Here is a 26,840-nt window from a genome sequence, read left to right as displayed (position 1 = left end):
AGCAGAACAAACATCTTTATGTAATTCCAATTAACTCGCAACAGTAAATTCTTTTTTAATATATTTAACTTGTTCTCCTATATCGCCAGCACCAATAGTTAATATAATTTCAGCATCACTTTTATGTATCTGCTTTAACAAATCCTTTTTACTAACTAATTGCTTCTTTTTATTATCAATTTTACTTAACAACCATTCTGATGTAACACCCTCTATTGGCAATTCTCTTGCTGGATATATATCTAGTAATATCAATGCATCAAACTGAGACAAACTTTTTGCAAAATCGTCTATAAAATCGCGTGTTCTACTATACAAATGAGGCTGAAAAATAGCCAACACTTTTTTATTTGGATACATTTCTCTCACGGCTTGATGTACCGCATTAATTTCTTCTGGATGATGCGCGTAATCATCTATAAAAACAAGATTATCTGTTTTTATTTGATACGTAAATCGTCGTTTTACACCTTTATAAGATGCTAAAGCTTTGACGAGCTGTTGGTGAGGACAACCATATTCTACAGCCATCGCCAAGGCTATTAATGCATTCGACAAATTATGTCTACCTGGTAGGTTAAATTGTATATTTTCTAGTACTGTTTTTGGTGTTTTAACATCAAAAACATAAGCTCCATTTTCTATTTTTATATTTTGAACGGCATAATCTGAATCATCTTCTATACCGTAAGTTATTCCTTTTAATGGCAATCCGTTTTTAACAAACAACTTCCCATTTGGTTTTATTCTTTCTGAAAATTCTTTAAAAGAATCCGTTAAAGCATCAACTTCACCATAAATATCTAAATGATCGGCATCCATTGAAGTGATACAAGCTAAATCTGGAGATAATGTTAAAAAAGAACGATCGAACTCATCAGCTTCAACTACAGATACATCTGTACCGTTTAATATTAAGTTAGAATTATAATTTTCACTAATCCCTCCTAAAAAAGCTGTTAATGGCACGTTGCATTCTTTCATTAAATGACCAAGAATACTAGTTGTTGTTGTTTTACCATGCGTACCCGCTACCGCTAAACAAAATGTGTGTTCGGTAATTAATCCTAAAACTTCAGAACGTTTTAAAACCTGATAACCATTACTCTTAAAATAATTTAATTCAACATGATTTTTAGGAACCGCTGGCGTATATACAACCAAAGTACTTTCAGTATTTAAAAAATTAGCGTTTATGTTTTCAATACCATCTTCAAAATGAATATCAATATCCAAAGACACTAAAGCATCTGTGATTTCTGTCTGCGTTTTATCGTAACCAGCAACCTGTTTATTATTCGCTTTAAAATATCGAGCCAAGGCACTCATACCAATACCGCCAATACCAACAAAAAACACGCTATTTATATTCTCTAAACTCATTTATTTTTTTTCAGAAGTTTTTCAACTTCATCTGCTATTTGTTTTGTTGCATTTACTAATGCTAACTTTTTTATATTCTCTCCTAATTCCTTTTGCTTTTCAGGAGACGCTACTAACTGTGAAAATTTATTTTGAAAATCGGCATCTAAATCTTCTTCCTTAATTATCATGGCAGCATTACTATTCACAATAGACATAGCATTTTTAGTTTGATGATCTTCCGCAACATTAGGAGACGGCACAAACACTACTGGCTTACCTACAATACAAAGCTCTGAAACCGAACCCGCTCCTGCTCTAGATATTACAATATCGGCAGCTGCGTAAGCCAAATCCATATTATTCAAAAACTCATAAACCTGTACGTTTTTTGTGTTATTATAGATTTTATATTGCTGATAATATAATTTACCACATTGCCATATTATTTGGATGTTTTGCATATCTAAAAACTCCAATTCTCTTTCAATCAATTCATTTATGCGTCTTGCACCTAAACTTCCACCCAACACTAAAAGTGTATATTTACCATGCTTTAAGTTGAAAAAATCTTTAGCCTCAACTGTTTTTTCTTCAATATCCAACAAACCTTGTCGCACAGGATTTCCTGTTTTTACAATTTTATCTTTCGGAAAAAACCGCTCTAACCCATCATAGGCTACACATATTTTTTTAGCTTTTCCAGCTAATAGCTTATTTGTAATACCTGGATACGAATTTTGTTCCTGTATTAAACTTGGTATTTTTTTAGAAGCAGCCACATGCAATAATGGTCCGCTTGCAAAACCACCTGTACCAATAACGACATCTGGCTTAAATACTTTTATAATTTTTCTAGCATTCCACAAACTACTTATCAGTTTAAAAGGAAACATCAAGTTTTTAGCAGTTAGCTTACGTTGAATTCCAGTAATCCATAACCCTTCAATCTCATATCCTGCTTGCGGCACTTTCTCCATCTCCATTCTATCTTGAGCACCAACAAACAAAAATTGTGCTTCTGGAAAACGACTCTTCAATTCATTTGCAATAGCAATTGCAGGATAAATATGCCCTCCTGTTCCTCCTCCTGATAATATGATTTTGTAACGACTCATTATATTGCTTCAGATAAAATTTCTAACGGATTATCTTCATTTATTTCTTGTTCTTTAATCTCTTCTCTTTTTGCACTTACACTTAATATAATCCCTATCGCTAAACAGGTCATCCAAATAGAAGTACCACCACTACTAATTAACGGTAATGTTTGCCCAGTTACAGGAAATAATTCTACCGCAACAGCCATATTTATTAAGGCTTGAAACACTATTGGTAACCCAACACCCAACACTAATAATTTACCAAAAATAGTATCAGCCTTTTGGGATACAATAACAATTCTAAACAACAGCCACATATACAAAAGCATAATAGACAAACCTCCTAGTAAACCATATTCTTCAATAATAATGGCAAAAATAAAATCGGATGACGACTGTGGCAACGCGTGTTTCTGAACACTTTTACCTGGTCCTACACCCCATATTTGCCCTGAGGCTATAGCTACTTTTGCCTTTTCTATTTGATAATCGGCTTGTGTATCTTCTTTATTTGAAAAGTTTTTAATCCTATTTTCCCAAGTTGTTACTTTAACATGAAGTGGCCCCGTTGTTAACTTAGCCACCATCACAAAGAAGACTAAAGCTACTAATCCTGTTCCTAAAATAACACCTAAATAACGTACTGGATATCCACCAAGAAAAACCAATATCATTACCATTAAAAACATAATAGCTGCTGTTGAAAAATTTGACGGCAATATTAAACCAAGCACCATAAAAACAGGCACCCAAAGCGGTATAATAGAAGCTTTAAATGTAACATCTTCGTCTTTTATTTTAGATATATAACGCGCCACATAAACCATTAAAACAACAAACGCCAGCGTTGAAGTTTGAAAAGACATCCCCACTATTGGAATTTTAATCCATCTACTAGCACTCGCTCCTCCCATGACTGTTCCTTGCAACATAGTAACAACTAAGAGTACTAAAATTACAGGCATCATTACCAAAGACAAACCTTTAAAATACTTATATGGAATTTTATGAACCCCATACATAATAGCAAAACCTAAAAACAAATGCATAAAATGTTTTACAAATGAAATAAACGTATTTCCATCATATTTGCTATACGCCAAATCACTTGCAGCACTATAAACTGGTAAAAAAGACAATATTGCCAACAACGCCACAATAGCCCAAATTAACCGATCTCCTTTTATGTTTTTAAATAATGCTTGCACGCTTTCTTTTTAATTTTATGACTTATAAATTTCTTACTGCATTTTTAAATTGGCGCCCTCTGTCTTCATAGTTTTCAAACAAATCAAAACTAGCACATGCAGGAGACAACAATACATTATCTCCACTTTCTGCAATTTTATAAGCAATTTTAACTGCCTCACTCATAAATTGGGTTTCAACAACAACATCAACCATATTACCAAAGGTGCTTATTAGTTTTTCATTATCAACACCTAAACAGATAACAGCCTTTACTTTTTCGTTTACAAACTGAAACAACTCTTGATAATTATTACCCTTATCAACACCTCCTACAATCCAAACCGTAGGCGCATCCATACTTTCTAAAGCATAATAAGTTGCATTTACATTAGTTGCTTTAGAATCGTTTATATACTGTACTTTATTAATTTTAAGCACTTGCTCTAATCGATGTTCCACACCTTGAAAATTCTCCAAACTCTCTCTAATAGTTTGTTTTCTAATCTTTAACAAATGTGCTACCGTAGTAGCAGCCATTGCGTTCTTAACATTGTGTTTTCCTTCTAAAGTCAAATTTCTTGTCGGCATAAGTATCTGGTTGTTGTTTATTGTTATTTTTATATTCTCTTTATCTAAATACGCACCGTTTTCAATAGTTTTTTCTAATGAAAATGGCAATAATGTAGATTGAACTGGATTCTTTTTTAAATGATTTACTATAACATCATCATCGGCATCATAAATCAAATAATCATCTGACGTTTGATTCTGAGTGATTCTAAATTTTGAAGCGATATAATTTTCAAACTGATAATCATATCTATCCAAATGATCGGGTGTAATATTTGTTATTACAGCTATTTTAGGTTTAAAATCGACAATATCATCTAACTGAAAACTACTAATCTCTAATACGTAATTCTCAAAATCTTCCTCTAAAATCTGTTTAGCAAAACTATCTCCAATATTTCCTGCCAACCCCACATTTAATTCCTGCTTCAAAATGTGATGCGTTAACGTAGCAGTTGTTGTTTTACCGTTACTCCCTGTAATCCCCACAATAGTTGCATCTGTAAATTTTGCTGCAAATTCAATTTCTGAAACTACCTGTATTCCTTTTTCATGAATTTGTTTTACTAAAGACACTTTATCTGGAATACCTGGACTCTTCATAACGACATCTGCATTCAGAATTTTTGCTTCCGTATGCTTTTCATCTTCCCATTCAATCTCATTATGTATAAGAACTTCTTTGTACTTTTCTTTTATTTTCCCCTTATCGGAAACAAAAACTTGATATCCTTTTTCCTTTCCTAAAAGCGCTGTACCAACACCGCTTTCTCCGCCTCCTAATATGACCAAAAAGCCTCCTCCAACTCCTCCAGAGGAGGAGAGCTGACCACTTGCTTGTTTTATATTTTCCTTTTTCATTTCATGAGATTCCCACTTTCGCAGGAATGACAATTATTATCTTATTTTCAATGTTACAATAGAAAGAATGGCGAGCAATATGCCTACAATCCAAAAACGTGTAACTATTTTACTTTCGTGATATCCTAACTTTTGATAATGGTGATGCAATGGCGACATTTTAAAAATGCGTCGTCCTTCTCCAAACTTTTTCTTGGTATACTTAAACCAACTTACCTGCATGACCACCGATAAATTTTCAGCTAAAAATATACCACATAACACAGGTATTAACCACTCTTTTCTAACAGCAATAGCAATAACCGCTATAATACCACCAATAGTTAAACTCCCTGTATCCCCCATAAACACTTGTGCCGGATACGTATTGTACCATAAAAACCCAATAAGCGCTCCTACGAACGCAGCTATATATATTGTAATTTCTCCAATACTTGGGATATACATAATATTGAGGTATTCTGAAAAATCGATACGACCAGACACAAAAGCAAAAATTCCTAAAGTGAGAACAATTATTGCAGATGTACCTGCGGCAAGCCCATCAATTCCATCAGTAAGATTCGCACCATTTGACACTGCTGTAATAATAAAAATAGAGGCCAGAATAAAAACCACCCAAGCATATTTAGCCCATTCCGGATTCATCCAAGTAATTAAATCGGCATAATCAAACTCATTATTCTTTACAAAAGGAATTGTTGTTTTAGTTGATTTCACTTCATCTTGAAATAATTTTGAAGGAGATAAATTTGGGTTTTCCGCCAAAAGAACTTGTTGCTCATTAATAGGCAATTTTTCTTTCATGGTAACATCTTGATGAAAAAACAAAGTAGCTCCGACAATAATCCCTAAACCTACTTGCCCAGTAACTTTAAATCGACCTTTTAAACCTTCTTTATCATTTTTAAACTTTTTTAAATAATCATCAATAAAACCGATAGTCCCCATCCAAAGAGTTGTAACTATTAAAAGAATGATGTATATATTTTCTAATCTAGCTAACAACAGCACAGGAATTAATGTTGCCAAAATGATGATTAAACCACCCATGGTTGGCGTGCCCGCTTTTTCTTTTTGACCTTCTAAACCTAAATCCCTAATGGTTTCACCCATTTGTTTTTTCTGAAGAAAACGAATAATACGTTTACCATAAATTGTAGATATAAGCAACGACAAAATCATAGCAAAAGCAGCTCTAAAGGTTATAAAACCAAAAAGTGATGCTCCAGGAAATTGGAATTGTTTTTCTAAATATTCAAATAAATAATACAGCATATTATTTTTGTAATTGTTTTAAAAGTTCTTGCACTATTTTATAATCATCAAAATCAAAACGCTCACCATTAATTTCCTGATAGGTTTCATGTCCTTTTCCTGCAATTAGAATAATATCATTAGGTTGAGCAATTTGACACGCTGCTTTTATAGCCTGTTTTCTATCTTCAATGGTTAATGTTTTTTTGAAATTTTGAGGTTCCACCCCTTGTTCCATTTCACTTAAAATAACTTCTGGTTTTTCACTTCGTGGATTATCACTTGTGAAAATGACTTTAGTACTTAAAGCCGAAGCTATATGCGCCATCTTTGGTCGCTTTGTTTTATCTCTATCTCCTCCACAACCAACAACCGTAATAAGCTCTTCGTTTTTTGTTCGGATACTATTAATGGTTTCTAAAACATTCTTTAAAGCGTCAGGCGTATGCGCATAATCAACAATAGCCGTTATTTTTTCGTTTGAAACGATGTATTGAAAACGTCCACTCACATTTTCTAAATCACTTATTAATCGAAGCACTTCTACTTTTTCAAATCCTAATAATTCCGCAGTAGCGTAAATAGCCAATACATTATAAGCATTAAAGTTCCCTATCAATCGAGTCCAGACTTCGCTATCATTAACCTTCAATAACAAGCCACCGAATTGATTTTCTAATATCTGTGCTTTATAATCGGCATAGCCTTTTAAAGCATAGGTATATTTTTTTGCTTTGGTATTTTGAAGCATTACCAAACCATTTTTATCATCAACATTTACCAATGCAAATGCTTGAGAAGGCAAACAATCAAAAAACACCTTTTTAACATCTCTATATTCTGCAAAAGTTTTATGATAATCTAAATGATCGTGCGATAAATTGGTAAATATTCCACCTTCAAAACGCAAGCCTTCGGTTCTATTTTGATGAATACCGTGCGAGCTTACTTCCATGAAACAAAACTCAACCCCCTCATCATTCATTTCCTTTAAATACTTATTTATAGTTAATGAATCTGGCGTTGTATGTGTTGCTTTGTAGGTTTTATTATCAACCATGATTTTAACCGTAGACAATAAGCCAACTTTAAAACCTGCATTTTTAAACAACTGAAATAACAAACTTGCAACCGTTGTTTTACCATTTGTTCCTGTAACTCCAACAAGTTTTAAATTTTCTGATGGTATGCCATAGAAATTTGATGCCATAATTGCTAGCGCTTTACTAGAATTATCTACCTCAACATACGTAACACCATCTACTATATTTTCTGGCACAACCTCACAAACAACTGCAATAGCTCCGTTATTAATTGCTACATCTATATATTTATGACCATCAACAACACTACCGTTTACAGCTACAAAAACATCGCCTTTTTGCACACTTCTAGAATCAAAATACACAGCATTAATTTCAACACTTGTATTTCCTATTACAGCATTTAAGGTAACCTTATATAATATATCTTTTAATGCTATCATGAAGCTTTTAAAACAATTGTTTGATTATTTTTTAATTTTTGACTTTTACTTACCGACTGCTCTTTTACAACACCATTCCCACTAAGCTTTACCTTCACTTTAACTTCCATATTTTCTAAAAGCGCCAAAGCATCCATTGCCGGCATACCTACTACATTTGGCATAATAGTTTTATAAGTTTTAACCGTTTCATAAAACTGATCATACTTATTATCAATAAGCCCCATCTTAACATCAAGAGACTCAACCTCATCAACAACAGGCGTATCAGTAAATATTTTTTGAGCTATCCTTTTAAACACTGGCCCTGTCACATCCGCTCCATAATACCCTTTTTTTATACTAGGTTTATGAATAACCACAATGCAAGAATACTTAGGATTCTCAGCAGGAAAATACCCTGCAAAAGATGAGATATACCTTTTGTTTTCTTTCCAATCTGCCATCCAATATTCAGTTTGTGCTGTCCCAGTTTTTCCTGCCATAGAAAAATCAGGTGAATACAATTTTTTCCCCGTACCACGAACCACAATATTCTTTAAAATCTCTCTGATTTCATTAAGCGTTTTATCAGAGCATATTTTCTTAATAGTCACTTCTTTATCAAAGACCTCTATTTCTTTATCAAATTCTTTAACAGCCTTAATAAACCTTGGTTTCACCATTTCACCATTATTAGCAATGGCATTATAAAACGTCAATGTTTGCAATGGCGTTAGACTCAAATTATATCCATAAGCCATTGATGGCAATGCATTTTTACTCCATTTCTTATCACCTGGCTCTGGAATATCTGGCACCCCTTCTCCTTTGATAGAAACACCAAGAGGCTTATCAAGATTCCAACTTTTAATACGCTTTATAAATTGTTTAGGCTTATCGGAATAATTATCATCAATCAATGTAGCTAACCCTATATTAGAAGACACTTCAAGCGCTCTAGCAGCAGATATTTTACCAAACCCCCCGTGATGCGAATCATAAATATTTCTACCATAAAAACGCTTAACACCTTTTTTTGTATCAACAACCGTAGCAGTATCTATAACCTTATCCTCTAACGCAGCCATTAAAGCCATTACTTTAAATGTTGACCCTGGCTCATGCGACTCCCAAACTGCATAATTTCGTTTTTCGTAATAATTACCATTATTGGTTATTGCTAAATTAGAAATAGCTTTTATCTCTCCCGTTTTTACGTCCATGACAACAACACAACCATGCTCAGCCTCATAATACTTTAATTGACCAAGTAATGAATGATGTGCTATATCTTGAATATTTACATCAATAGTTGTATAAACATCATAACCATCCTTTGGCTCCACTTGATTATAATCTGTTAACGGTTTCCACTTATTCTTTCCTATTTTCTGCTTTAATCGTTTACCACTAGTCCCTCTTAAATACTTTTCACCAAAAGCACCATCAATCCCTGCTCTCGTTACATTCCCAGCATCATCAAAGCGTTCATAACCTATAGATCTCTGAGCAATTTCACCCATTGGAAACTCACGTTTTGTTTTCTGATTCACAATAAGTCCACCAGGAATTGCGCCAAACTTCAAAAGCGGAAAATTCCTAAACCGCATATAGTCTGTATAATTAATATTCTTTGCCAACAATAAATATTGGTTTTTATTGATGCGCGCTTTCCTAATAGCCTTTTCGTAATAACTAGAAGATTTACCTGAATAGCCAGACAAAGAATCACACAAAGGCTTTATAAATTCTTCAAACTTATTTACTGGAGCGACAACCGCATCTATAGCAATATTGTATTTAGGAATAGAAGTCGCTAACAAACTCCCATCGTCTGCATACACATTCCCTCTATTAGCAGGAATTGTTACATTCTTCACATCTCGTTTTTCAACCAAATCGCGATACTTATCACCTTGTAAAAACTGAATACTAAACAATTTAAACAGCACAGCAATACCGAAGATGAACATACATCCTGCTATAAAATACAATCGGTTTAATATGCCTCTTTCGTTTACTGCCAAGGTTCTGCTTTAATTTTGAGATTTAACTTTTATCTTTTTCGCTGGAATTAACGAGGGCGACAATCCTTTCACCTTCATCTTATCTATAACTACAGATTCCATTTTAAGCCGCATTAGTTTAGAGCGACCATCTACAAATGCCGATCGCATTTCTTTAACCTCATTTGTTAGCCTAACAATTTCATATACTTTTTTATCTGCACTATGCGAACTCGCAATCATAACAATAGCCAACCCAGAGAGAAACAAAATAAAACGCCAACTCTTAAAAGAATCATCGCTAATTAAAAAAGTACCTTTTAATATGTTATAGATATTTTTTTTCATTACAATTTTTCTGCTACTCTTAGTTTCGCACTTCTTGCTCTGCTATTTATTTTTATTTCTTCTTTACTAGGCACTATCAAACCGTTCACCTTTTTAAGTGGCACTTCAAAATTCCCAAACATATCACGCTCTGGCTCTCCTTCAAACAATCCGTTTCTTATAAAACGTTTCACTAATCTATCTTCTAACGAATGATAAGAGATAAAACTTAACCGACCTCCTTTAACTAAAATCTCTGGCGTTTGAAGCAAAAATTCTTTTAAAGCTTCAATCTCTTGATTCACTTCAATCCTAATAGCTTGATATATTTGCGCCAACACTTTGTTTTCATGTCGTGGCGGTAAAAACTTCCTCAACACCGTTTTTAACTGTTCACTCGTAATTATAGAGTCTGTTTTTCTATGCTCTACAATTAACCTAGCCATCGCTGGAGCCGCTCTCAACTCCCCATATTGCAAAAACACATCCTTCAATTGTTCTTCCTCATAATCATTAACCACATGATATGCAGACAATTCATTTTCCTGATTCATTCGCATATCTAAATCCGCTTCAAACCGTGTAGAAAAACCACGTTCCGCAACATCAAATTGATGAGACGACACGCCAAAATCCGCCAAAACACCATCAACCTGTTTCACACCATGAAACCTTAAAAAACGCTTTATGTATCTAAAATTTTCATTTATTAATGTAAACCGACTGTCATCAATTACATTCTCAAGAGCATCTAAATCTTGATCAAAAGCAAACAACCTCCCCTTTTCACCAAGTCTTTTTAATATTTCTTTACTATGTCCGCCACCACCAAAAGTAACATCCACGTAAACGCCATCTTCTTTAATATTTAAACCGTCAACAGTTTCTGTTAACAATACTGGATTATGATATTCCATAGTCATCATCATCTTGTCCCATTACTTCTTCAGCTAAATCTGCAAAATCTAAAGACGCATCATCAATAGCTTGCTCGTACAAATCTTTATCCCAAATCTCAATAATATTTATAGCAGATGCTACCACTATATTTTTTGAAATATTAGCAAAAACCGTCAGATCTTTAGGCACTAATAAACGCCCATTAACATCCACCTCAACTATTTTTGCTCCTGCAGTAAAACGACGAATAAAATCGTTATTCTTCTTTTTAAACTTATTTAACTTATTCATTTTTTGCATTAACACCTGCCACTCACTCATTGGGTACAACTCTAAGCATTTCTGAAACACCGAACGACGCAATACAAAACCATCTTGCAACACCGAAACTAACTGCTTTTTTATCGCAGCAGGCATCATTAGTCTGCCTTTGGCATCTACTTTACATTCGTATGTCCCTGTTAATAAGCTCAAAGCAATTGAATAAAGTTTAAATCTTTAAGATTCAAATATATCGAAAATTTTACCACATTTTACCACTTTATACCACTTTGTTAATAAATTTTCGATTAAACGTGTTTTAGAACAGCTTTTTCGCAAAAAAAATAGCACCACCACTCACTTTCAACCTATTACAGAAAAAGATTAAAAAAGAGATGTATTGTTAACATCTTGGTTAAAAACTATTATTTTTGCAGAACAATTAAAATCATTGAAACTATGAATGATTTACCTATATTTGTTTTTAACGCAATGACTAATTAATGGCGCATCGTTTAAAAAAAGAAAAAGATTTCAGTTATATTGAAACTGGTGAAGGCACCCCTATAATTGTATTACACGGTTTAATGGGAGGACTCAGTAACTTTAATGGTGTTTCTGATTTTTTTAGCAAAAAAGGGTATAAAGTTATCATACCGGAACTACCCATATACTCAATGTCTTTACTTAAAACCAACGTAAAAAGTTTCGCTAAGTATTTACATGACTTTATAGAATTTAAAGGTTTAGATGAAGTTATTTTATTAGGAAACTCGCTTGGTGGACATATAGGCTTGTACCATACAAAACTATACCCAGAAAAAGTAAAAGCTCTTATAATTACAGGGAGTTCGGGACTTTACGAAAGCGCAATGGGTGGAGGCTACACCAAACGTAGTGACTATGAGGTTATAAAAAAGAAAGCTCAAGATGTTTTTTACGACCCTGAGGTTGCTACAAAAGAGATTGTAGATGAAGTTTACGAAACTGTAAACGACAGAAATAAACTTATAAAAACCTTAGCTATTGCAAAAAGCGCCATAAGACACAATATGTCTAAAGACCTACCAAATATGCATACACCAACTTGTATTATTTGGGGTAAAAATGACAATGTAACACCTCCTGAAGTTGCAGTAGAGTTTAATGAACTTTTACCAGATTCAGATTTATATTGGATTGATAAATGCGGGCATGCTGCTATGATGGAACATCCTGATGAGTTTAACACTATACTTGACACTTGGTTTCAAAAAAGAAACCTTTAAATTAAGATTCAATTAATAAAACTCCCGATTTCTCGGAAATACTAAAATATGAAAATTAAGTCGGCTGAATTTGTTATGAGTAACTCTGATGTTGCTAAATGCCCAAAAAGCATGTTACCCGAGTATGCATTTATAGGCAGAAGTAATGTTGGAAAGTCGTCTTTAATAAACATGCTTACTAGCCGAAAAAGCTTAGCAAAAACATCTGGAAGACCAGGAAAAACACAGCTTATAAATCACTTTTTAATTAATAAAAACTGGCACTTGGTAGATTTACCTGGCTATGGTTATGCTCGTGTTTCTAAAAGTTCTAAAAAAGTATTTCAAAAATTTATAACTCAATATTTTGGCCTGCGCGAGCAACTTGTTACCGCTTTTGTTTTAGTAGATATTAGACATACACCTCAGCCTGTAGACTTAGATTTCATGAAATGGATGGGAGAAAACGGCATCCCCTTTTCTATTATTTTTACCAAAGCCGATAAGCTAAGACCAAAAGCTATTAACGACCATGTGGAAGCTTACAAGAATATACTTCTAGAAACTTGGGAAGACATGCCGAATTATTTTATCACTTCATCATCTAAAGACATTGGTAAAGACGAGGTTTTAAAATATATTGATAGTTTGAATGAGAATTTGAACTTAGACTAAGTTTTCTTATTTCTAATTTACATCGATTTTTTTTAGCTTAAAAAACTAGAATAACTATACAAAATACTCTAGAAAACGCGTAAGACACTCTTAATTCACACGCTTAAATCTGTCAGAAATTTTAGCTATATTTGTTTAGCATTAGATATAAAGCATGAAAAAAATCACCCTCTTAATATTCATTTTTTTATTAGCATCCTGTTTTCCTAATACTAAAAAAGATGCGCTTAAAAAATTTAAAAACATTATTGAAAACAAACCTTGGTGTGAAATAAAATCAAAAAACAAATTCATTTTCAAAGAAGGTTATCTAAAGCAAATTAAAAATGAAGAATCCGTAAATATTGGAAAATACAAACTTGACGTAAGACCAAACCATGGACTAACAAATGAATGGTTTTTTGCAATACAAAAAATAGAAATATCAATTTATGGCAACAATAAAACATATTCATTGGAATTAAATTCCCCACTTCAAGACGAGATATTAAGCTTTAAGAACAACAAAACAAAAGAGTCATTATTCTTTTCTAACGATTGCATATTGACTGAAGAAGAATTATTCGCTTATAAAATGTTAAAAGAATATAAATCGATTCTTTTAAACAATAACTAAATAAAACGTCTCAAAACAAAGCATAAAATTAATGACTGGTTTTAGCCTACTTAGAAAATTCTTGTAAAATTTTCCGCTGGTAAGTTTCTATTTATTAAAGTAGTACTTAAACGCAGCACTAATATTACACGTTACCGTTAAACAAACACCTCCTAACTCTTCACATCCAAAGCATCACGCAAAGCATTCCCAATAAGCATAAATGCCATAACTAAACTCATAATACAAAGCCCTGGTATAACGGCTAAATACGGCTTTCCTAATATAATATAATTGTAATGATCTTTAATCATAGCACCCCAGCTTGCCATTGGTGGTTGTGCACCTATACCTAGAAAACTAAGTCCGCTTTCAATTAAAATAGCACCCGCAAAATTAGCTGCTGATATTACTATAACCGGAGCCATTATATTAGGCAAAATATGTTTGGTAATTATTCTAAAATCGTTAAAACCAAGCGCTCTTGCCGCCGTTACATATTGCATTTCTTTGGCACTAATTATTTGTCCGCGCACTACTCTAGCTACCTCAACCCACATAGTAAGCCCAACGGCAATAAATACTTGCCAAAAACCTTTACCTAAAGCCAAGGTTATAGCAATAACCAATAACAAGGTAGGAATAGACCAAGTAACATTAATAATCCACATAATAACAGCATCTATTTTACCTCCAAAATAGCCCGCAATACTCCCCATAAAAACACCTATAATTAACGAAATAAATACCGCCACAAAACCAATAAAAAAAGATATTCTAGCACCAACCAACACACGACTTAATAAATCGCGCCCATACTTATCTGTACCAAAAAGAAAGGTTTTTTCTTTTATATAACTAGCTGAATTTTTCTCTGGAAAACTATTTAAACTCACTGTTTTTTCGACACCTTTTAAGCCATCGGCTGCGTATTCTGTATATGTTAATGTCTTTTCATTAATAGCATAGGCAGAAATAGGGATTTCGGTATCTGTATTTTTTTTTCCAAAGAACAATTTATCAAAAGTACTTTGTTCCATTTTTAATTCTGAAGGCAACGTAATTATATTAACTGTAAACCCTGGTTTTTCTGAATGAATAGACAAATGCATTTGATTCGCATATTGCGAATTATCTGGTGCAAACACATACGCAAACACCGAAACAAAACCTACAAACACAATAAAATAGAAACTAAAAACGCCCCAAAAGTTCTTTTTAAACTTTTGGAGCGCTAATTGTTTTAGTGAGTTTGATTTATGACTCATCAATCATCTTAATTTTTTACAGCTGTTGCCACTTTTTTAATAGGATACGATGTTTTTAAATCTTCTAATACATTTAAAGCCTCTTCAACATAAACATCCTTACTTAAATTTTCATGCCAACGTACTCGTTTTTCTTTTAAATCGGTAGTATCAGACTCAAAAAGTGATTTTTCATAAGTTGTAGAATCAAACGTTAAATTCGTTTTATAATCTGAAATCGCATCAAACTGTTTTGCTTCATCATCATTTTCTTCTAACTGCTCTTTATATTTTTTATAATTTAAAGAATAAAGCGTTTCATCTATCTTACTTTTCACCCATTTGGCATTTTCTTCAATAAGCTTTAATTGCTCATTATTACTCATACGTTCTTTACTTTTAGTAATTGTAGCATTATAATCAAAGTAATTTTCCCAAGGCGTATAATCGGCTGCATCAATTTCATCCCAAGGTAACGGGTTATCTTTATCTTTTTCTCCTACATTAATAAAACTAAACCTACCTGGCACTTCTACATCACTTTTAACACCTTCTAATTGTACAGAACCACCATTAATTCTATAGTATTTTTGAGTTGTTACCGCTAATGCACCAAGATCGCCACTCGTATTATTTCTTAGCATATTATTCAGATTTACAACATTTTGAACCGTTCCTTTTCCATAGGTTTGTTTACTTCCAATAATAACGGCTCTTTTATAATCTTGCATTGCTGCCGACATAATTTCTGAAGCTGAAGCCGATATTTCGTTTACCAAAATAACTAATGGTCCATCCCAAGAAATAGACTTATCTCTATCTCTTAAAACATCTTTAGCCTCTCCCGTAGAACGCACTTGAACAATAGGCCCGTCTTTTATAAACAAACCAGCCATTTCTACAACAGCAGGCAAGGAACCACCTCCATTATTACGCAAATCTAACACCAAACCTTCCATTCCATCAGCCTTTAAACGCTCGATTTCCTTCTTAACGTCTTTAGCAGCATTAACATTTTTATAATCTTTAAAATCTACATAAAACGCAGGTAAATTAATAACACCAAACTTTTTATCGTCTTTTGTAACCAACGATGCTTTTGCATAGGTTTCAACTAACTCAACTACATCTCTTGTAATAGTTATATCTTCTATAGAACCATCTACTTTCTTTATAGTTAAAGTTACTTTTGTCCCTTTTGGTCCTTTTATATACTTAATGGCATCACTAATTCGCATACCAACAAGATCTACAGGAAACTCCTCATCTTCTTGCTTTGCTTTCAAAATAACATCTTCCACCTCAAGCTCATTACTTCTCCATGCTGGGCCACCTGAAATTAATTCTACAATTTTAATATAATCCATTCTCTTTTGAAGTCTAGCTCCAATACCCTCAAGTTTACCAGACATACGCTGATCGAAATCTTCTTTGTTTCTAGGTGCTAAATAATAAGTATGCGGATCGAACTCTTCAACAATAGTATTAACATATTCCGCAAAGTAATCTTCTCGCTCTTTATCATCTATGTAATCGTTAAATAAAATATCAAGTGATTTTAAAGTTGATTCTCGTGCTTGTTTTTCTATTTCTGCATCTGTTTTCATTATATAAGACGCATCTTTTTCTTTAAGTTGCTTTTCTTCTGTTTGAAGGTCGTCATAATTAGAAAGTGTAGAGAATTTAAGTAATTTTCTCCACCTGTCTTTCATTTCTTTTTTACTTTTAGCAAAGCCTATTTTATCGTAATCTGTTTCATATGTTTCATCAATAGTATAATCAAAAGGCTTAGATAATAAATCTTTATATATTTCTTTAGCTTCATCAATACGCCTAAGCAATCTTTCATTTGTTATATTAAAAAATGTAATATCGGTAGCTTTTAATTGGTCATCAATATTTAATTTATACTTTTCGAAATCTTTAATATCCGATTGATAGAAATAACGTTTAACCGGATCTATAACTTTCACATAATCGTTAAATAATTCAGCTGAAAAATCATCATTTATTTCTACCGGATCAAAATGACCTTGCTCTAAAACAAACGTTATCACTTGTATTAACAACTTATCCTTATCTGGATTATCAAACGTTTTTGATGTAAAGCTACACGACGCAAACGCTAACAATAATAATAGTGATAATATTTTATAATTTCTCTTCATAATTCTTTTCATAAATTTATTTTTCTTGACCCACAGAACAAAGTCCAACATTTTTCCACTAAAATAAAGAAAAAACCATGCCAATAAAGGCTATTGCTACTAATTTTTTGTTAAAGCGAAGAAATAAGCAATTTCGTTAGTAAATTATGTATTTTAGCGAGACTTATTGCAACATTACAAATGACAGAAAAACCCCTTATTTTAGTTACTAACGACGACGGCATTACTGCCCCTGGTATTAGGACGCTTATAAGTATTATGGAAACTATAGGCGATGTTATTGTGGTAGCTCCTAACAGCCCACAAAGCGGCATGGGACACGCTATTACGCTAGATTCGACCTTGCATGCCGAAGAGATAAATATAGATAATAAAACGCAAAAAAAAGAGTATAGTTGCTCTGGCACACCCGCCGATTGCGTTAAATTAGCTATTAGAGAATTGTCTCCTAGAAAACCCGATTTATGTGTTTCAGGCATAAATCATGGTTCCAATTCATCAATAAATGTTATTTATTCTGGCACTATGAGTGCTGCCATTGAAGCTGGTATTGAAGGTATTCCTGCCATAGGATTCTCGTTGCTTGACTACACATGGAATGCCAATTTTGAAGCATCGAAAACATACATTAAAACCATTACAAAAAATGTTTTAAAAGAAGGTTTGCCTAGTGGTATTGTTTTAAATGTTAATATTCCTAACCTTTCTGAAAAAGCAATAAAAGGCATTAAAATTTGCAGACAAGCAAAAGCTAATTGGGTAGAAGAATTTGATAAACGCAAAACACCTCAAGGCAAAGATTATTATTGGCTTACTGGAAAATTTGTTAATTTAGATGGAGGAGAAGACACTGATGAATGGGCTTTAGAAAACGGCTATGTATCATTAGTTCCTGTTCAATTCGATTTAACAGCTCATCATACTATTAAAAAATTAAAAACTTGGAATTTATAATACTGAAAAGCATTTAGCATACATGAAAAAAGAAATTTTTATAGGATTACTTGTTGGACTTATAGCAAACGCAATTGGTCTTTTTATAGCAGCAACTTTATTAGGCCAAGGTGATGATTTTACAACTGTAATTAAAGCAGCTGCTGATGAAGGTTTTTTAGGGAAACTAATTAGCTTAGGCGCTATTCTAAATCTAATTGCCTTTTTTATTTTTATAAGAAAAAAACAAGATTATAGAGCTAGAGGGGTATTATTAATAACCGTTTTTATTGCAGTATTTACTTTTATATTTAAACTTTTTTAATGAAGTATTACATTCTTGCTGGAGAAGCATCTGGTGATTTACATGGTTCAAACCTAATGAAAGCATTACTAAACGAAGATGTAAATGCCGATATTAGATTTTGGGGTGGTGACCTCATGCAAGCCACTGGCGGCACCTTAGTAAAACATTACAAAGAGCGTGCATTTATGGGATTTATTGAAGTTATTATGAACCTCAATAAAATATTTAAACTCATTTCCTTTTGTAAAGAAGATATTAAAAATTTTAATCCTGATGTTGTTATTTTTATAGATAATTCTGGTTTTAATTTACGCATCGCCAAATGGGCAAAACAAGAAAATTTTAAAACTCATTATTATATTTCACCACAAGTATGGGCTTCTAGAGCAAGCAGAGTGAAAGCTATTAAGCATGATATAGATGCAATGTATGTGATTCTTCCTTTTGTTGAAGATTTTTATAACAAATACAACTATAAAGTTGAATTTGTAGGACATCCGCTTATTGATGCTATATCTAACAGAAATCAAGTAGATGAATATGAATTTAGAAAAACACATAAACTAGGAGACAATCCCATTATAGCTTTACTCCCTGGTAGTAGGAAGCAAGAAATAAAAGAAATGCTATCTGTAATGCTTAGTCTAGTAAATGATTTTCCAGATTACCAATTTGTAATTGCTGGAGCACCAAGTCAAGATTATAGTTTTTACCAAACCTTTATTAAATCATCGCAAGTACAATTTATTGCAAATAAAACGTATGACTTATTAAGCATATCAACTGCTGCATTAGTAACATCGGGTACAGCAACTTTAGAAACAGCTTTATTTAAAGTACCACAAGTAGTTTGCTATAAAGGAAGTGCAATTTCATACTTTATTGCAAAGCAAATTATTACTCTTAAATATATTTCGCTAGTAAATTTAGTTATGGATAAAGAAGTTGTTATTGAACTTATTCAGAACAATTTCAATAAAAAAAGCCTAAAAAAAGAACTTGAAAATATTTTAAATACAGAAACACGTAAAAAGCTTTTTGTTGATTATTACGATTTAGAGAAAGCCTTAGGCGGAAAAGGTGCCAGCAAAAAAACAGCGGAATTAATTTACAACACTATTAAAGCCTAAATTATTTAGATGAAGCAAATTGTTTTAATACTCATAATAATAGCAAGCTTTAGCAGTTGTAAATCTTCAAAGCGAGCTAAAAGCAGAAAAACATCTTCTTCAAGAGTAATCACCAAAAAAACTGATGTTGTAAATACGAAAGATGAAATTATTACTGACACTAAAAACAATCATGTTCGTTCTAGAACCAATGCATATACAACATCAGAAAACATAATAAATTACGCAAAGCAGTTTGAAGGTGTACGCTACAAATGGGGTGGCACCACAAAATCTGGAATGGATTGTTCTGGACTAATTTTTGAATCTTTTAAAGCTTACGATATTTTATTACCTAGAATATCAAGAGACATGGCAAAACGAGGCAAAAAAGTTTCATTAAAAAATGTTATTAAAGGCGATTTATTATTCTTTAAAACTGGAAACAAAAGAAACACCATTAATCACGTAGGATTAATTGTTGCTATAAAAAACAATAACATTCAATTTATTCATGCCACAAGTAGCAAAGGCGTTATTACATCATGGCTAAATGAAACGTATTGGCATAAAGCCTTTTTTGAAGCTCGTAAAATATTATAAGATATTTCTTATATTAGTCGAGTATGAAATTACTCAACTTCGCTATAATTAAATTAACTATCTGCCTTATTATAGGCATTATAATTGGGTATCTAACAAATCTTTCTTTAAACTCAATATTACATACAATATGTGTTCTTTTTGGGTTTTTATTACTATTCTTTTTAATAGCTAGAAATCAATTTACAAAAACTATTTGGTTTGGTGTTTCAGCGTTTATTTTAATGATACTTGTTGGGGTTTTAACAACTAGCATTCACAATCAAAAAAACTTTTCAAATCATTATACTCAACATATTTCAACAGAAACAGACTCTTCTAAAACTATCACATTTAGAGTTAGAGAGGTTTTAAAACCTGGTAATTATTACGACAAATATGTTATTGATATTTTAAATATTGAAGACAACAACGTTTCAGGAAAATCACTTTTAAATATTGAAAAAAAATCAACAAAATCGCCCTTAAAAGTTGATGCTATTTTTATTAGTAAAACAAAGTTTAAAGATTTAATTCACCCTCTAAATCCGCATCAATTCGATTATAAAAACTATTTAAAGAAAAAATATATTTACCATCAAATTTTTATTTCTAACAAATCACTTTTAAAAGTTAATAGTGAAACACATACTTTGTTTGGCATTGCAAATAACATAAGAAACTATATTAACAGGAAACTAAAACCTTACCATTTTAAACCTAATGAACTTGCTATAATTAATGCGCTTCTACTTGGGCAACGACAAGATATTAGTAAAGAAGTTTATAGCAGTTACACTAATGCTGGCGCCATACATGTTTTGGCTGTTTCTGGTTTACATGTTGGTATTATTTTACTTATTCTAAATTTTATTTTTAAACCTCTAGAAAGCTTTAAACACGGAAAACTTATTAAAACTATTTTACTAGTTGCTATTTTATGGAGTTTTGCATTAATAGCAGGATTATCTGCATCAGTTACGCGAGCTGTTACCATGTTTAGCATTGTTGCCATTGCCATGAATCTTAAAAGACCAACCAACATATATAACACGATGGCAATATCTATGTTTATTATATTACTATTTAAACCTATGTTTTTGTTTGACGTTGGTTTTCAATTAAGCTACTTAGCTGTTTTTGCTATTGTTGCAATAGATCCGTTATTATATAATTTATGGAAACCTAAAAATAAAATCATTGATATTTATTGGCACACATTTACTATAACTATATCTGCTCAATTTGGAATTATCCCTTTAAGCTTATATTATTTCCATCAATTTCCTAGTTTATTTTTTATATCGAATTTGGTAATTATTCCGCTTTTAGGTCTTATTTTAGGTTTTGGAATCCTTGTTATTTTATTAGTCACATTAAACTTATTACCTCAACTTATAGCAAACACCTATGGAAGCATTATTGGTTATATGAATTATTTTATAAGTTGGATTTCTAAACAAGAATCCTTTTTATTTAAAGATATTGCTTTTAGCTTATTATATGTTTTCACCTCTTATTTATTAATAATTGCTTTTATAAAACTTATTAAGAAATGGGGTTTTTATAATTTGAAATTATTTTTAATAAGCATTCTTGTTTTTCAATGTTCTATTATTTATACTAATTTTAATAAACCTAAAAATGAATTTATTGTATTTCATAAAAGCAGATATAGTTTACTAGGAAATACCACAAAAAACAAAACAACTATCGCACATGATTTTGATAGTATAACGCAAATAAAAAGTAATATTATAAAAGACTATACTGTTGGAAGCCATATTAATACTATTGAAAAAGACTCCATTCAATCTATTTATTTACTAAATAAAACAACACTATTTGTTATTGACAGCTTAGGAACTTACAACATAAAATCATTTAATCCTGACTATATACTATTAAGACAATCTCCAAAAATTAACTTAAACCGACTTATAGACTGTATAAAACCAAAGCATATTATTGCCGATGGCAGTAATTACAAATCGTATATTGAAAGCTGGGAGGCTATTTGTAAAAACAGAAAACTCCCTTTTCACCAAACTAGTAAAAAGGGAGCTTTTATAATTAAATATTAAAATTTATTAGCTCTTAAATTCTGCTTTAAAAGCATTATAATATGTATTAAAGTCTTCCTGTGTCTTTATGTTTTTATGCGCATCTGTCTTAAACATTTTTAAATACAACTCTAAACCTTGTGGTTGCTGATACCCTGTTATTGGAGCAATAAGTTCACCTGTTTCATCCATAAAAACTATAGTTGGATAAGCTTGAACTTGAAAATATCTAGATAATTCGTGTGCAGAATTTCGTCTATTAGCTAATGCTGGATTATAATTAGGGTTTGAAAAAACTTCACCTTTATAATTAACTTCCTCATTGCCTTCAGCATTAAATTTTACGGCATAATAATGTTCATTTACATACTTCACAACATCTTCGTTGTGAAAGGTATTTTTATCAAGCATTTTACAAGGACCACACCAACTGGTATAAACATCCATCATAATTTTTTTAGGCTCTTTTTTTTGAAGCTCAATAGCCTGTTCTAATGTCACCCATTTAATTTCTTGAGCTGATACATATACTGTTGTAAAAACAGCTATTAGTACGGTGTATATTGTTTTTTTCATGTGCTTATAATTATTCTTTTTTATCTGTAACATGACATTCATTTAATCATTGTCGTAAGTTCCGAAAACTTTAGTTACAAATGTTATACCTAACTTACACAAAAAGCTCCTAATTAGGAGCTTTTTAAATATTATTTAACTTTTTTCTGTTTACCGTCCTTACTAGTAACTCGTTTATGAATAAAATCAATTGTAAAGGAGCTCCCTCTATGTTTATAGAAATAAGACTTAAATATTTTTAACAAAGTTATTTGCTATTTCCAGCCATTTTGTAGCACCACCACGAACATACCCGGTACTTCCAAGCTTACTTAAACTCTTCTTTCCGTCTTCTGTTTTTTCTGGCTTCGCAAAATGTATTGATGGATAACCTCTTACTTGAAACATCTGTTGCAATTGATAATTCTGAATTTGAAGCTTCTTGTCCAACACTTTTCTTTTAGGAAAATCTAACTCTACTAAAACCACATTATCTTTAGCCCATTTTTCAAAATCGGCAGTTTTTAAAACTTCGTTTTGTAATTTAATACACCACCCGCACCAATCTGACCCTGTAAAAAACAACAAAAGTGGTTTATTCTCCTTTGTTGCAATTTCATAGGCTTTATCCATATCTGTATGCCAAGTTAAATCTTCTTGAGCAAAACCATTTAACGATACCGAAACGGTTAATAGTAATAATATTATTGTTCTTTTCATAATTCAATTTGTTGCAAAACCTGGTCCGAACTTACAAAAAAAGCTCCTAATCAGGAGCTTTTTAAATGTTTTTTAGCTATTTATTCGATTAACGAATACCGTGCATTAGTTTTTTAAGTACAGGATTAAGTAACATGGCTATTATTCCAACACCTATTGGTATTAATGTAAATATTAAAAAGAAAGTACCTAACGAGTATTGTTCAGATATCTTATCAATCATTCCTCCCATAGTTCCTGCTGCTTTTTGTCCTACAGCAATGGCTAAATACCAAACTCCAAACATAAACCCGATCATACGAGCAGGCACTAATTTACTTAAATACGAAAGACCTAATGGAGATAAACAAAGTTCTCCCATTGTATGAAACAAATATGCTAAAATTAAAAACACTATACTTACCGAAGCGGTCTTTGCTCCTGATGGTATACCTGATGCTCCATAAGAAAGTATAGCAAAACCTAATCCTAGTAAAACTAAACCTATACCATATTTCATGGCAGCACTTGGATTATATTTACTTTCCCACCATCTTGAGAACAAAGGAGCCAATGTAATAATGAAAAATGAATTTAAAATCCCAAACCAAGTAGCATCAATTTGATTGCCTTCTTGAGAAAATTTATCAGCTAATCTAAAAATTACCAAAGACCAAACTCCAATAAAAGCAATCCCTAATATTATATTTGAAACGCCTATTTTACTAAATGTTTTTTTAACCAATAAGAAAATTACATATGTAATAATAATTAATGGAACCGTAGTTAACAAAGCATCAATAACTTTAAAAATCATAGCTGAACTGCCAACAAGATTTCTATCTGTATAATCTCTAGCAAACAAGGTCATTGAACCTAAAGATTGCTCAAAGAAAGCAAAAAAGAACACTGTAAATAAACCAAAAATAGATACTGCTATAATTCGATCTCTTACAATTGGCATATACCTTGAAATTCTTGTAACAAGTAACACCAAAAATAAAACTAAAGCAGTCAAAACAACTATATTAGAACCGTTTTCGAAAGGTAACAAACTAATATCCTTTATTTTCTCTAAAGGGTCATTAAAAAGATAAAGCAACCCTCCAACCGAAGATAAAACAACTAATATCTTATCAAACAAAGTAAAAGGATTCAGTTTTTCTTCTTTATCTGCATCCTCTATTCTACTAGAGCTTTTTTCGGTAATATTTTGAGGTAATTCAACCTCATAAACCTTAGTTGGTTTAGAACCTAAATTTCCAAACAAATTGCCTGCCAACCAAAACTGAAGCATTCCTAAGAACATAAAAATACCAGCTAATCCAAATCCCCAAGGCCATCCAAAATTTTCAGCCAAATAGCCACAAAGCATCATTCCAAAAAATGCTCCTGCATTTACTCCCATATAAAAAATAGTATAAGCTCCGTCTTTTTTAGACTCTTTCCCTTTATACATTTCTGAAATAATAGATGTAATATTTGGCTTAAAAAACCCCGTACCAATTACCAACAAACCTAATCCTATATAAAATGTCAAAGTAGTTTCTAAAGCCATTGATGCATGACCTAAAGTCATAATCAAACAACCTATTACAACTGCCGACCTATATCCTGTAATTTTATCGGCAACCCAGCCGCCAATAATTGGCGTTAAATAAAGTAAAGAAGCATATGTTCCTATTAAAGCCATTGCATGTTCCCTAGGCCATTCCCAACCTGGATTATCACTAACTATTGGTGCTGTTAAAAACAATACCAATAAAATACGCATTCCATAAAACGAAAAACGCTCCCACATTTCTGTAAAGAATAATATAAATAATCCTGCAGGATGCCCTAAAACTTTATCTTTAAAAAGATTTTCAATATCTGTGTTCATAAAAAATATATAATTATTATAATGAAGAAAACCCTCTACTTGAGGGTTTGTTTAATTTAATTATCTGCTAATTCGAAGCCTTCTGCTTCATCATGTATTTCATGCTCATCATCTTCAGCTCCATGGGTTAATTTTTCTAGCTTTTTACGAAATACCATAACTAGTAATCCAAATGAAATACAAAAAACAGCTATTCCTGTAAAAACAGTAAATTCACCTAATCCTTCTGCCGATTCTCCTAACAATCCAGCTAATTTATTTCCAAGTCCAGTCATTGCAAAATAAACACCCATCATTAAAGAAGCGTATTTAACAGGAGCAAGCTTTGTTATATATGACAATGCTACTGGAGATATACATAATTCGCCAACAGTATGAAATAAATATGCAAAAACCAACCAATACATAGCTGATGATCCTTCACTTTGATATTGACCAGCTGCAGCTGTCATAAAAAAGAAACCTGTTCCCATTATAATTAAGCCAATTATCATTTTAAATAATGACGTAGATAATTTCCCTTTTAATTTTTTTGCTGCCCAATAAGCCGCAACACTTGTTCCTAAAAAGATAATAAACATAGCATTTAAAGCTTGAAACCAAGATGCAGGAACTTCCCAGTTCATAAACATTCTATTTGTTTTTTCTGAAGCATAAATATTCATTAATCCACCTGCCTGCTCAAAGGCTCCCCAAAAGACTATCACCAATAAAAAAGAAATAAATAATACTATTACTCTATCTTTTTCAATCTTAGTTAGCGGTTTCTTCATAGCTTCCTTTTCTTCTTTATCTTCAGATGTTCCTAAGTAGTTTCCAACCGATTTTAAAGATTTCTGGCCAGCAATATATTGAATTAACCCTAAAGCCATACCTATGCCTGCTAATCCAAATCCATAATGCCATCCATACACTTCTCCTACATATCCTACTATTAAACTTGATAAAAATGCTCCTACATTAATACCAATATAAAATATGGTAAATCCTTTATCTCTTCTAATATCTCCTTGCTTATAAAGCCCCCCAACCATTGTTGAAATATTAGGTTTAAGCATTCCTACTCCTGCTATAATCAATCCTAACCCGGTATAAAAAGCCCACATTTCCTCTACAGCTAAAATACTATGACCAGCTACCAAAAGAATACCTCCGTATAAAACAGCTTTTTTCTGCCCTAGAAATTTATCAGCAATCCACCCTCCAGGTATTGACATTACATAAACAAGCATTGTATAGGTTCCATAAAGAGATAATGCATCCCCATTTGTCCAACCTAAACCTGCATTTTCGCCATTAGCATTCGCAACTAAGTACAATACCAATATAGCTCGCATACCGTAATACGAAAATCGCTCCCACATTTCTGTAAAAAACAATACATATAACCCAACTGGGTGTCCAAATAATTCCTTTTGATGTGGTTGTTTTGTTATTGTTGACATAAATTTATAGTTAGTTAATTTTAGTTT

The 26,840-nt window shown here is 32.1% G+C and carries 24 protein-coding genes; 8 read left to right on the top strand and 16 right to left on the bottom strand.

What is annotated here, in order from left to right; genetic code table 11:
- Positions 1-30 precede the first annotated feature (30 nt).
- The 10 genes from murC to mraZ form a co-directional block, all read right to left on the bottom strand.
- On the bottom strand, positions 31-1,383 hold the full coding sequence (gene murC, locus ACH5TX_RS02020) for a UDP-N-acetylmuramate--L-alanine ligase (RefSeq protein WP_439337887.1): 1,353 nt from the start codon (positions 1,381-1,383) through the stop codon (positions 31-33).
- Complete coding sequence (gene murG, locus ACH5TX_RS02015) at positions 1,380-2,480, bottom strand: undecaprenyldiphospho-muramoylpentapeptide beta-N-acetylglucosaminyltransferase (RefSeq protein ID WP_439337886.1); 1,101 nt, start codon at positions 2,478-2,480, stop codon at positions 1,380-1,382. The genes murC and murG overlap by 4 nt, the downstream gene beginning before the upstream one ends.
- Positions 2,480-3,673, bottom strand: a complete 1,194-nt coding sequence (locus ACH5TX_RS02010; RefSeq protein WP_439337885.1) for an FtsW/RodA/SpoVE family cell cycle protein — start codon at positions 3,671-3,673, stop codon at positions 2,480-2,482. Before ACH5TX_RS02010 ends, murG begins: the two co-directional genes overlap by 1 nt.
- A gap of 22 nt (positions 3,674-3,695) precedes the next feature.
- Positions 3,696-5,087 (bottom strand): UDP-N-acetylmuramoyl-L-alanine--D-glutamate ligase, encoded by a 1,392-nt coding sequence (murD, locus tag ACH5TX_RS02005; RefSeq protein ID WP_439337884.1) that lies wholly within the window; start codon positions 5,085-5,087, stop codon positions 3,696-3,698.
- A gap of 36 nt (positions 5,088-5,123) precedes the next feature.
- The gene (mraY, locus tag ACH5TX_RS02000; RefSeq protein ID WP_439337883.1) at positions 5,124-6,365 is read right to left on the bottom strand and encodes a phospho-N-acetylmuramoyl-pentapeptide-transferase; all 1,242 of its coding nucleotides are present in this window, start codon (positions 6,363-6,365) and stop codon (positions 5,124-5,126) included.
- Between the two features lies 1 nt (position 6,366).
- Complete coding sequence (locus tag ACH5TX_RS01995) at positions 6,367-7,830, bottom strand: UDP-N-acetylmuramoyl-L-alanyl-D-glutamate--2,6-diaminopimelate ligase (protein WP_439337882.1); 1,464 nt, start codon at positions 7,828-7,830, stop codon at positions 6,367-6,369.
- The gene (locus ACH5TX_RS01990) at positions 7,827-9,785 is read right to left on the bottom strand and encodes a PASTA domain-containing penicillin-binding protein (RefSeq protein ID WP_439337900.1); all 1,959 of its coding nucleotides are present in this window, start codon (positions 9,783-9,785) and stop codon (positions 7,827-7,829) included. Before ACH5TX_RS01990 ends, ACH5TX_RS01995 begins: the two co-directional genes overlap by 4 nt.
- A gap of 63 nt (positions 9,786-9,848) precedes the next feature.
- Complete coding sequence (locus tag ACH5TX_RS01985) at positions 9,849-10,166, bottom strand: FtsL-like putative cell division protein (RefSeq protein WP_439337881.1); 318 nt, start codon at positions 10,164-10,166, stop codon at positions 9,849-9,851.
- Positions 10,166-11,062, bottom strand: a complete 897-nt coding sequence (gene rsmH, locus ACH5TX_RS01980; RefSeq protein WP_439337880.1) for a 16S rRNA (cytosine(1402)-N(4))-methyltransferase RsmH — start codon at positions 11,060-11,062, stop codon at positions 10,166-10,168. The genes ACH5TX_RS01985 and rsmH overlap by 1 nt, the downstream gene beginning before the upstream one ends.
- Positions 11,049-11,519 carry a division/cell wall cluster transcriptional repressor MraZ gene (mraZ, locus tag ACH5TX_RS01975; RefSeq protein ID WP_439337879.1) on the bottom strand — a complete coding sequence of 157 codons (471 nt, stop codon included), beginning with the start codon at positions 11,517-11,519 and terminating at the stop codon, positions 11,049-11,051. The genes rsmH and mraZ overlap by 14 nt, the downstream gene beginning before the upstream one ends.
- A 290-nt stretch (positions 11,520-11,809) precedes the next feature.
- Here mraZ and ACH5TX_RS01970 point away from each other — a divergent pair, with 290 nt between their 5' ends.
- From ACH5TX_RS01970 to ACH5TX_RS01960, 3 genes are all read left to right on the top strand, one after another.
- Positions 11,810-12,574 carry an alpha/beta fold hydrolase gene (locus tag ACH5TX_RS01970; protein ID WP_439337878.1) on the top strand — a complete coding sequence of 255 codons (765 nt, stop codon included), beginning with the start codon at positions 11,810-11,812 and terminating at the stop codon, positions 12,572-12,574.
- A gap of 48 nt (positions 12,575-12,622) precedes the next feature.
- Complete coding sequence (gene yihA / locus ACH5TX_RS01965; protein ID WP_439337877.1) at positions 12,623-13,228, top strand: ribosome biogenesis GTP-binding protein YihA/YsxC; 606 nt, start codon at positions 12,623-12,625, stop codon at positions 13,226-13,228.
- A 154-nt stretch (positions 13,229-13,382) separates the two neighbouring features.
- Positions 13,383-13,844, top strand: a complete 462-nt coding sequence (locus ACH5TX_RS01960) for a hypothetical protein (RefSeq protein ID WP_439337876.1) — start codon at positions 13,383-13,385, stop codon at positions 13,842-13,844.
- A 152-nt stretch (positions 13,845-13,996) separates the two neighbouring features.
- Here the strand turns inward: ACH5TX_RS01960 and ACH5TX_RS01955 are convergent, their stop codons facing one another.
- Entirely contained in the window at positions 13,997-15,091 is a 1,095-nt protein-coding gene (locus ACH5TX_RS01955; RefSeq protein ID WP_439337875.1) for an ABC transporter permease, read from the bottom strand.
- A gap of 8 nt (positions 15,092-15,099) precedes the next feature.
- A complete protein-coding gene (locus tag ACH5TX_RS01950; RefSeq protein WP_439337899.1) occupies positions 15,100-17,238 on the bottom strand; it encodes a carboxy terminal-processing peptidase in 2,139 nt (712 codons plus the stop codon).
- A 180-nt stretch (positions 17,239-17,418) separates the two neighbouring features.
- On the opposite strand from ACH5TX_RS01950, the gene surE reads away from it, so the two are divergent.
- The 5 genes from surE to ACH5TX_RS01925 are packed head-to-tail and all read left to right on the top strand — an operon-like array spanning position 17,419 to position 22,253.
- On the top strand, positions 17,419-18,192 hold the full coding sequence (gene surE / locus ACH5TX_RS01945; RefSeq protein WP_439337874.1) for a 5'/3'-nucleotidase SurE: 774 nt from the start codon (positions 17,419-17,421) through the stop codon (positions 18,190-18,192).
- Positions 18,193-18,214: 22 nt separating this feature from the next.
- Entirely contained in the window at positions 18,215-18,496 is a 282-nt protein-coding gene (locus tag ACH5TX_RS01940) for a hypothetical protein (RefSeq protein WP_439337873.1), read from the top strand.
- Positions 18,496-19,608, top strand: coding sequence for a lipid-A-disaccharide synthase (lpxB, locus tag ACH5TX_RS01935; protein ID WP_439337872.1), 1,113 nt, complete (start codon positions 18,496-18,498; stop codon positions 19,606-19,608). The genes ACH5TX_RS01940 and lpxB overlap by 1 nt, the downstream gene beginning before the upstream one ends.
- A 9-nt stretch (positions 19,609-19,617) precedes the next feature.
- Complete coding sequence (locus ACH5TX_RS01930) at positions 19,618-20,190, top strand: C40 family peptidase (protein WP_439337871.1); 573 nt, start codon at positions 19,618-19,620, stop codon at positions 20,188-20,190.
- Between the two features lie 23 nt (positions 20,191-20,213).
- Positions 20,214-22,253 carry a ComEC/Rec2 family competence protein gene (locus ACH5TX_RS01925; protein ID WP_439337870.1) on the top strand — a complete coding sequence of 680 codons (2,040 nt, stop codon included), beginning with the start codon at positions 20,214-20,216 and terminating at the stop codon, positions 22,251-22,253.
- A gap of 6 nt (positions 22,254-22,259) precedes the next feature.
- On the opposite strand, the gene ACH5TX_RS01920 is transcribed toward ACH5TX_RS01925, so the two are convergent.
- The 4 genes from ACH5TX_RS01920 to ACH5TX_RS01905 all read right to left on the bottom strand — a co-directional run bounded on the left by ACH5TX_RS01920 (position 22,260) and on the right by ACH5TX_RS01905 (position 26,813).
- Positions 22,260-22,808: a thioredoxin family protein gene (locus ACH5TX_RS01920; RefSeq protein WP_439337869.1), complete on the bottom strand. Its 549-nt coding sequence runs from the start codon at positions 22,806-22,808 to the stop codon at positions 22,260-22,262.
- Between the two features lie 228 nt (positions 22,809-23,036).
- A complete protein-coding gene (locus ACH5TX_RS01915) occupies positions 23,037-23,507 on the bottom strand; it encodes a thioredoxin family protein (protein WP_439337868.1) in 471 nt (156 codons plus the stop codon).
- 88 nt (positions 23,508-23,595) lie between these two features.
- On the bottom strand, positions 23,596-25,368 hold the full coding sequence (locus tag ACH5TX_RS01910; RefSeq protein WP_439337867.1) for a peptide MFS transporter: 1,773 nt from the start codon (positions 25,366-25,368) through the stop codon (positions 23,596-23,598).
- A gap of 56 nt (positions 25,369-25,424) precedes the next feature.
- On the bottom strand, positions 25,425-26,813 hold the full coding sequence (locus ACH5TX_RS01905; protein WP_439337866.1) for a peptide MFS transporter: 1,389 nt from the start codon (positions 26,811-26,813) through the stop codon (positions 25,425-25,427).
- Positions 26,814-26,840 lie beyond the last annotated feature (27 nt).

The sequence above is a fragment of the Thalassobellus citreus genome (genome assembly GCF_044385915.1).
Lineage (GTDB): Bacteria > Bacteroidota > Bacteroidia > Flavobacteriales > Flavobacteriaceae > Thalassobellus > Thalassobellus citreus.
Note: the sequence above shows the minus strand (reverse complement) of the source record. Positions and strands in the feature narration are given on the sequence as shown.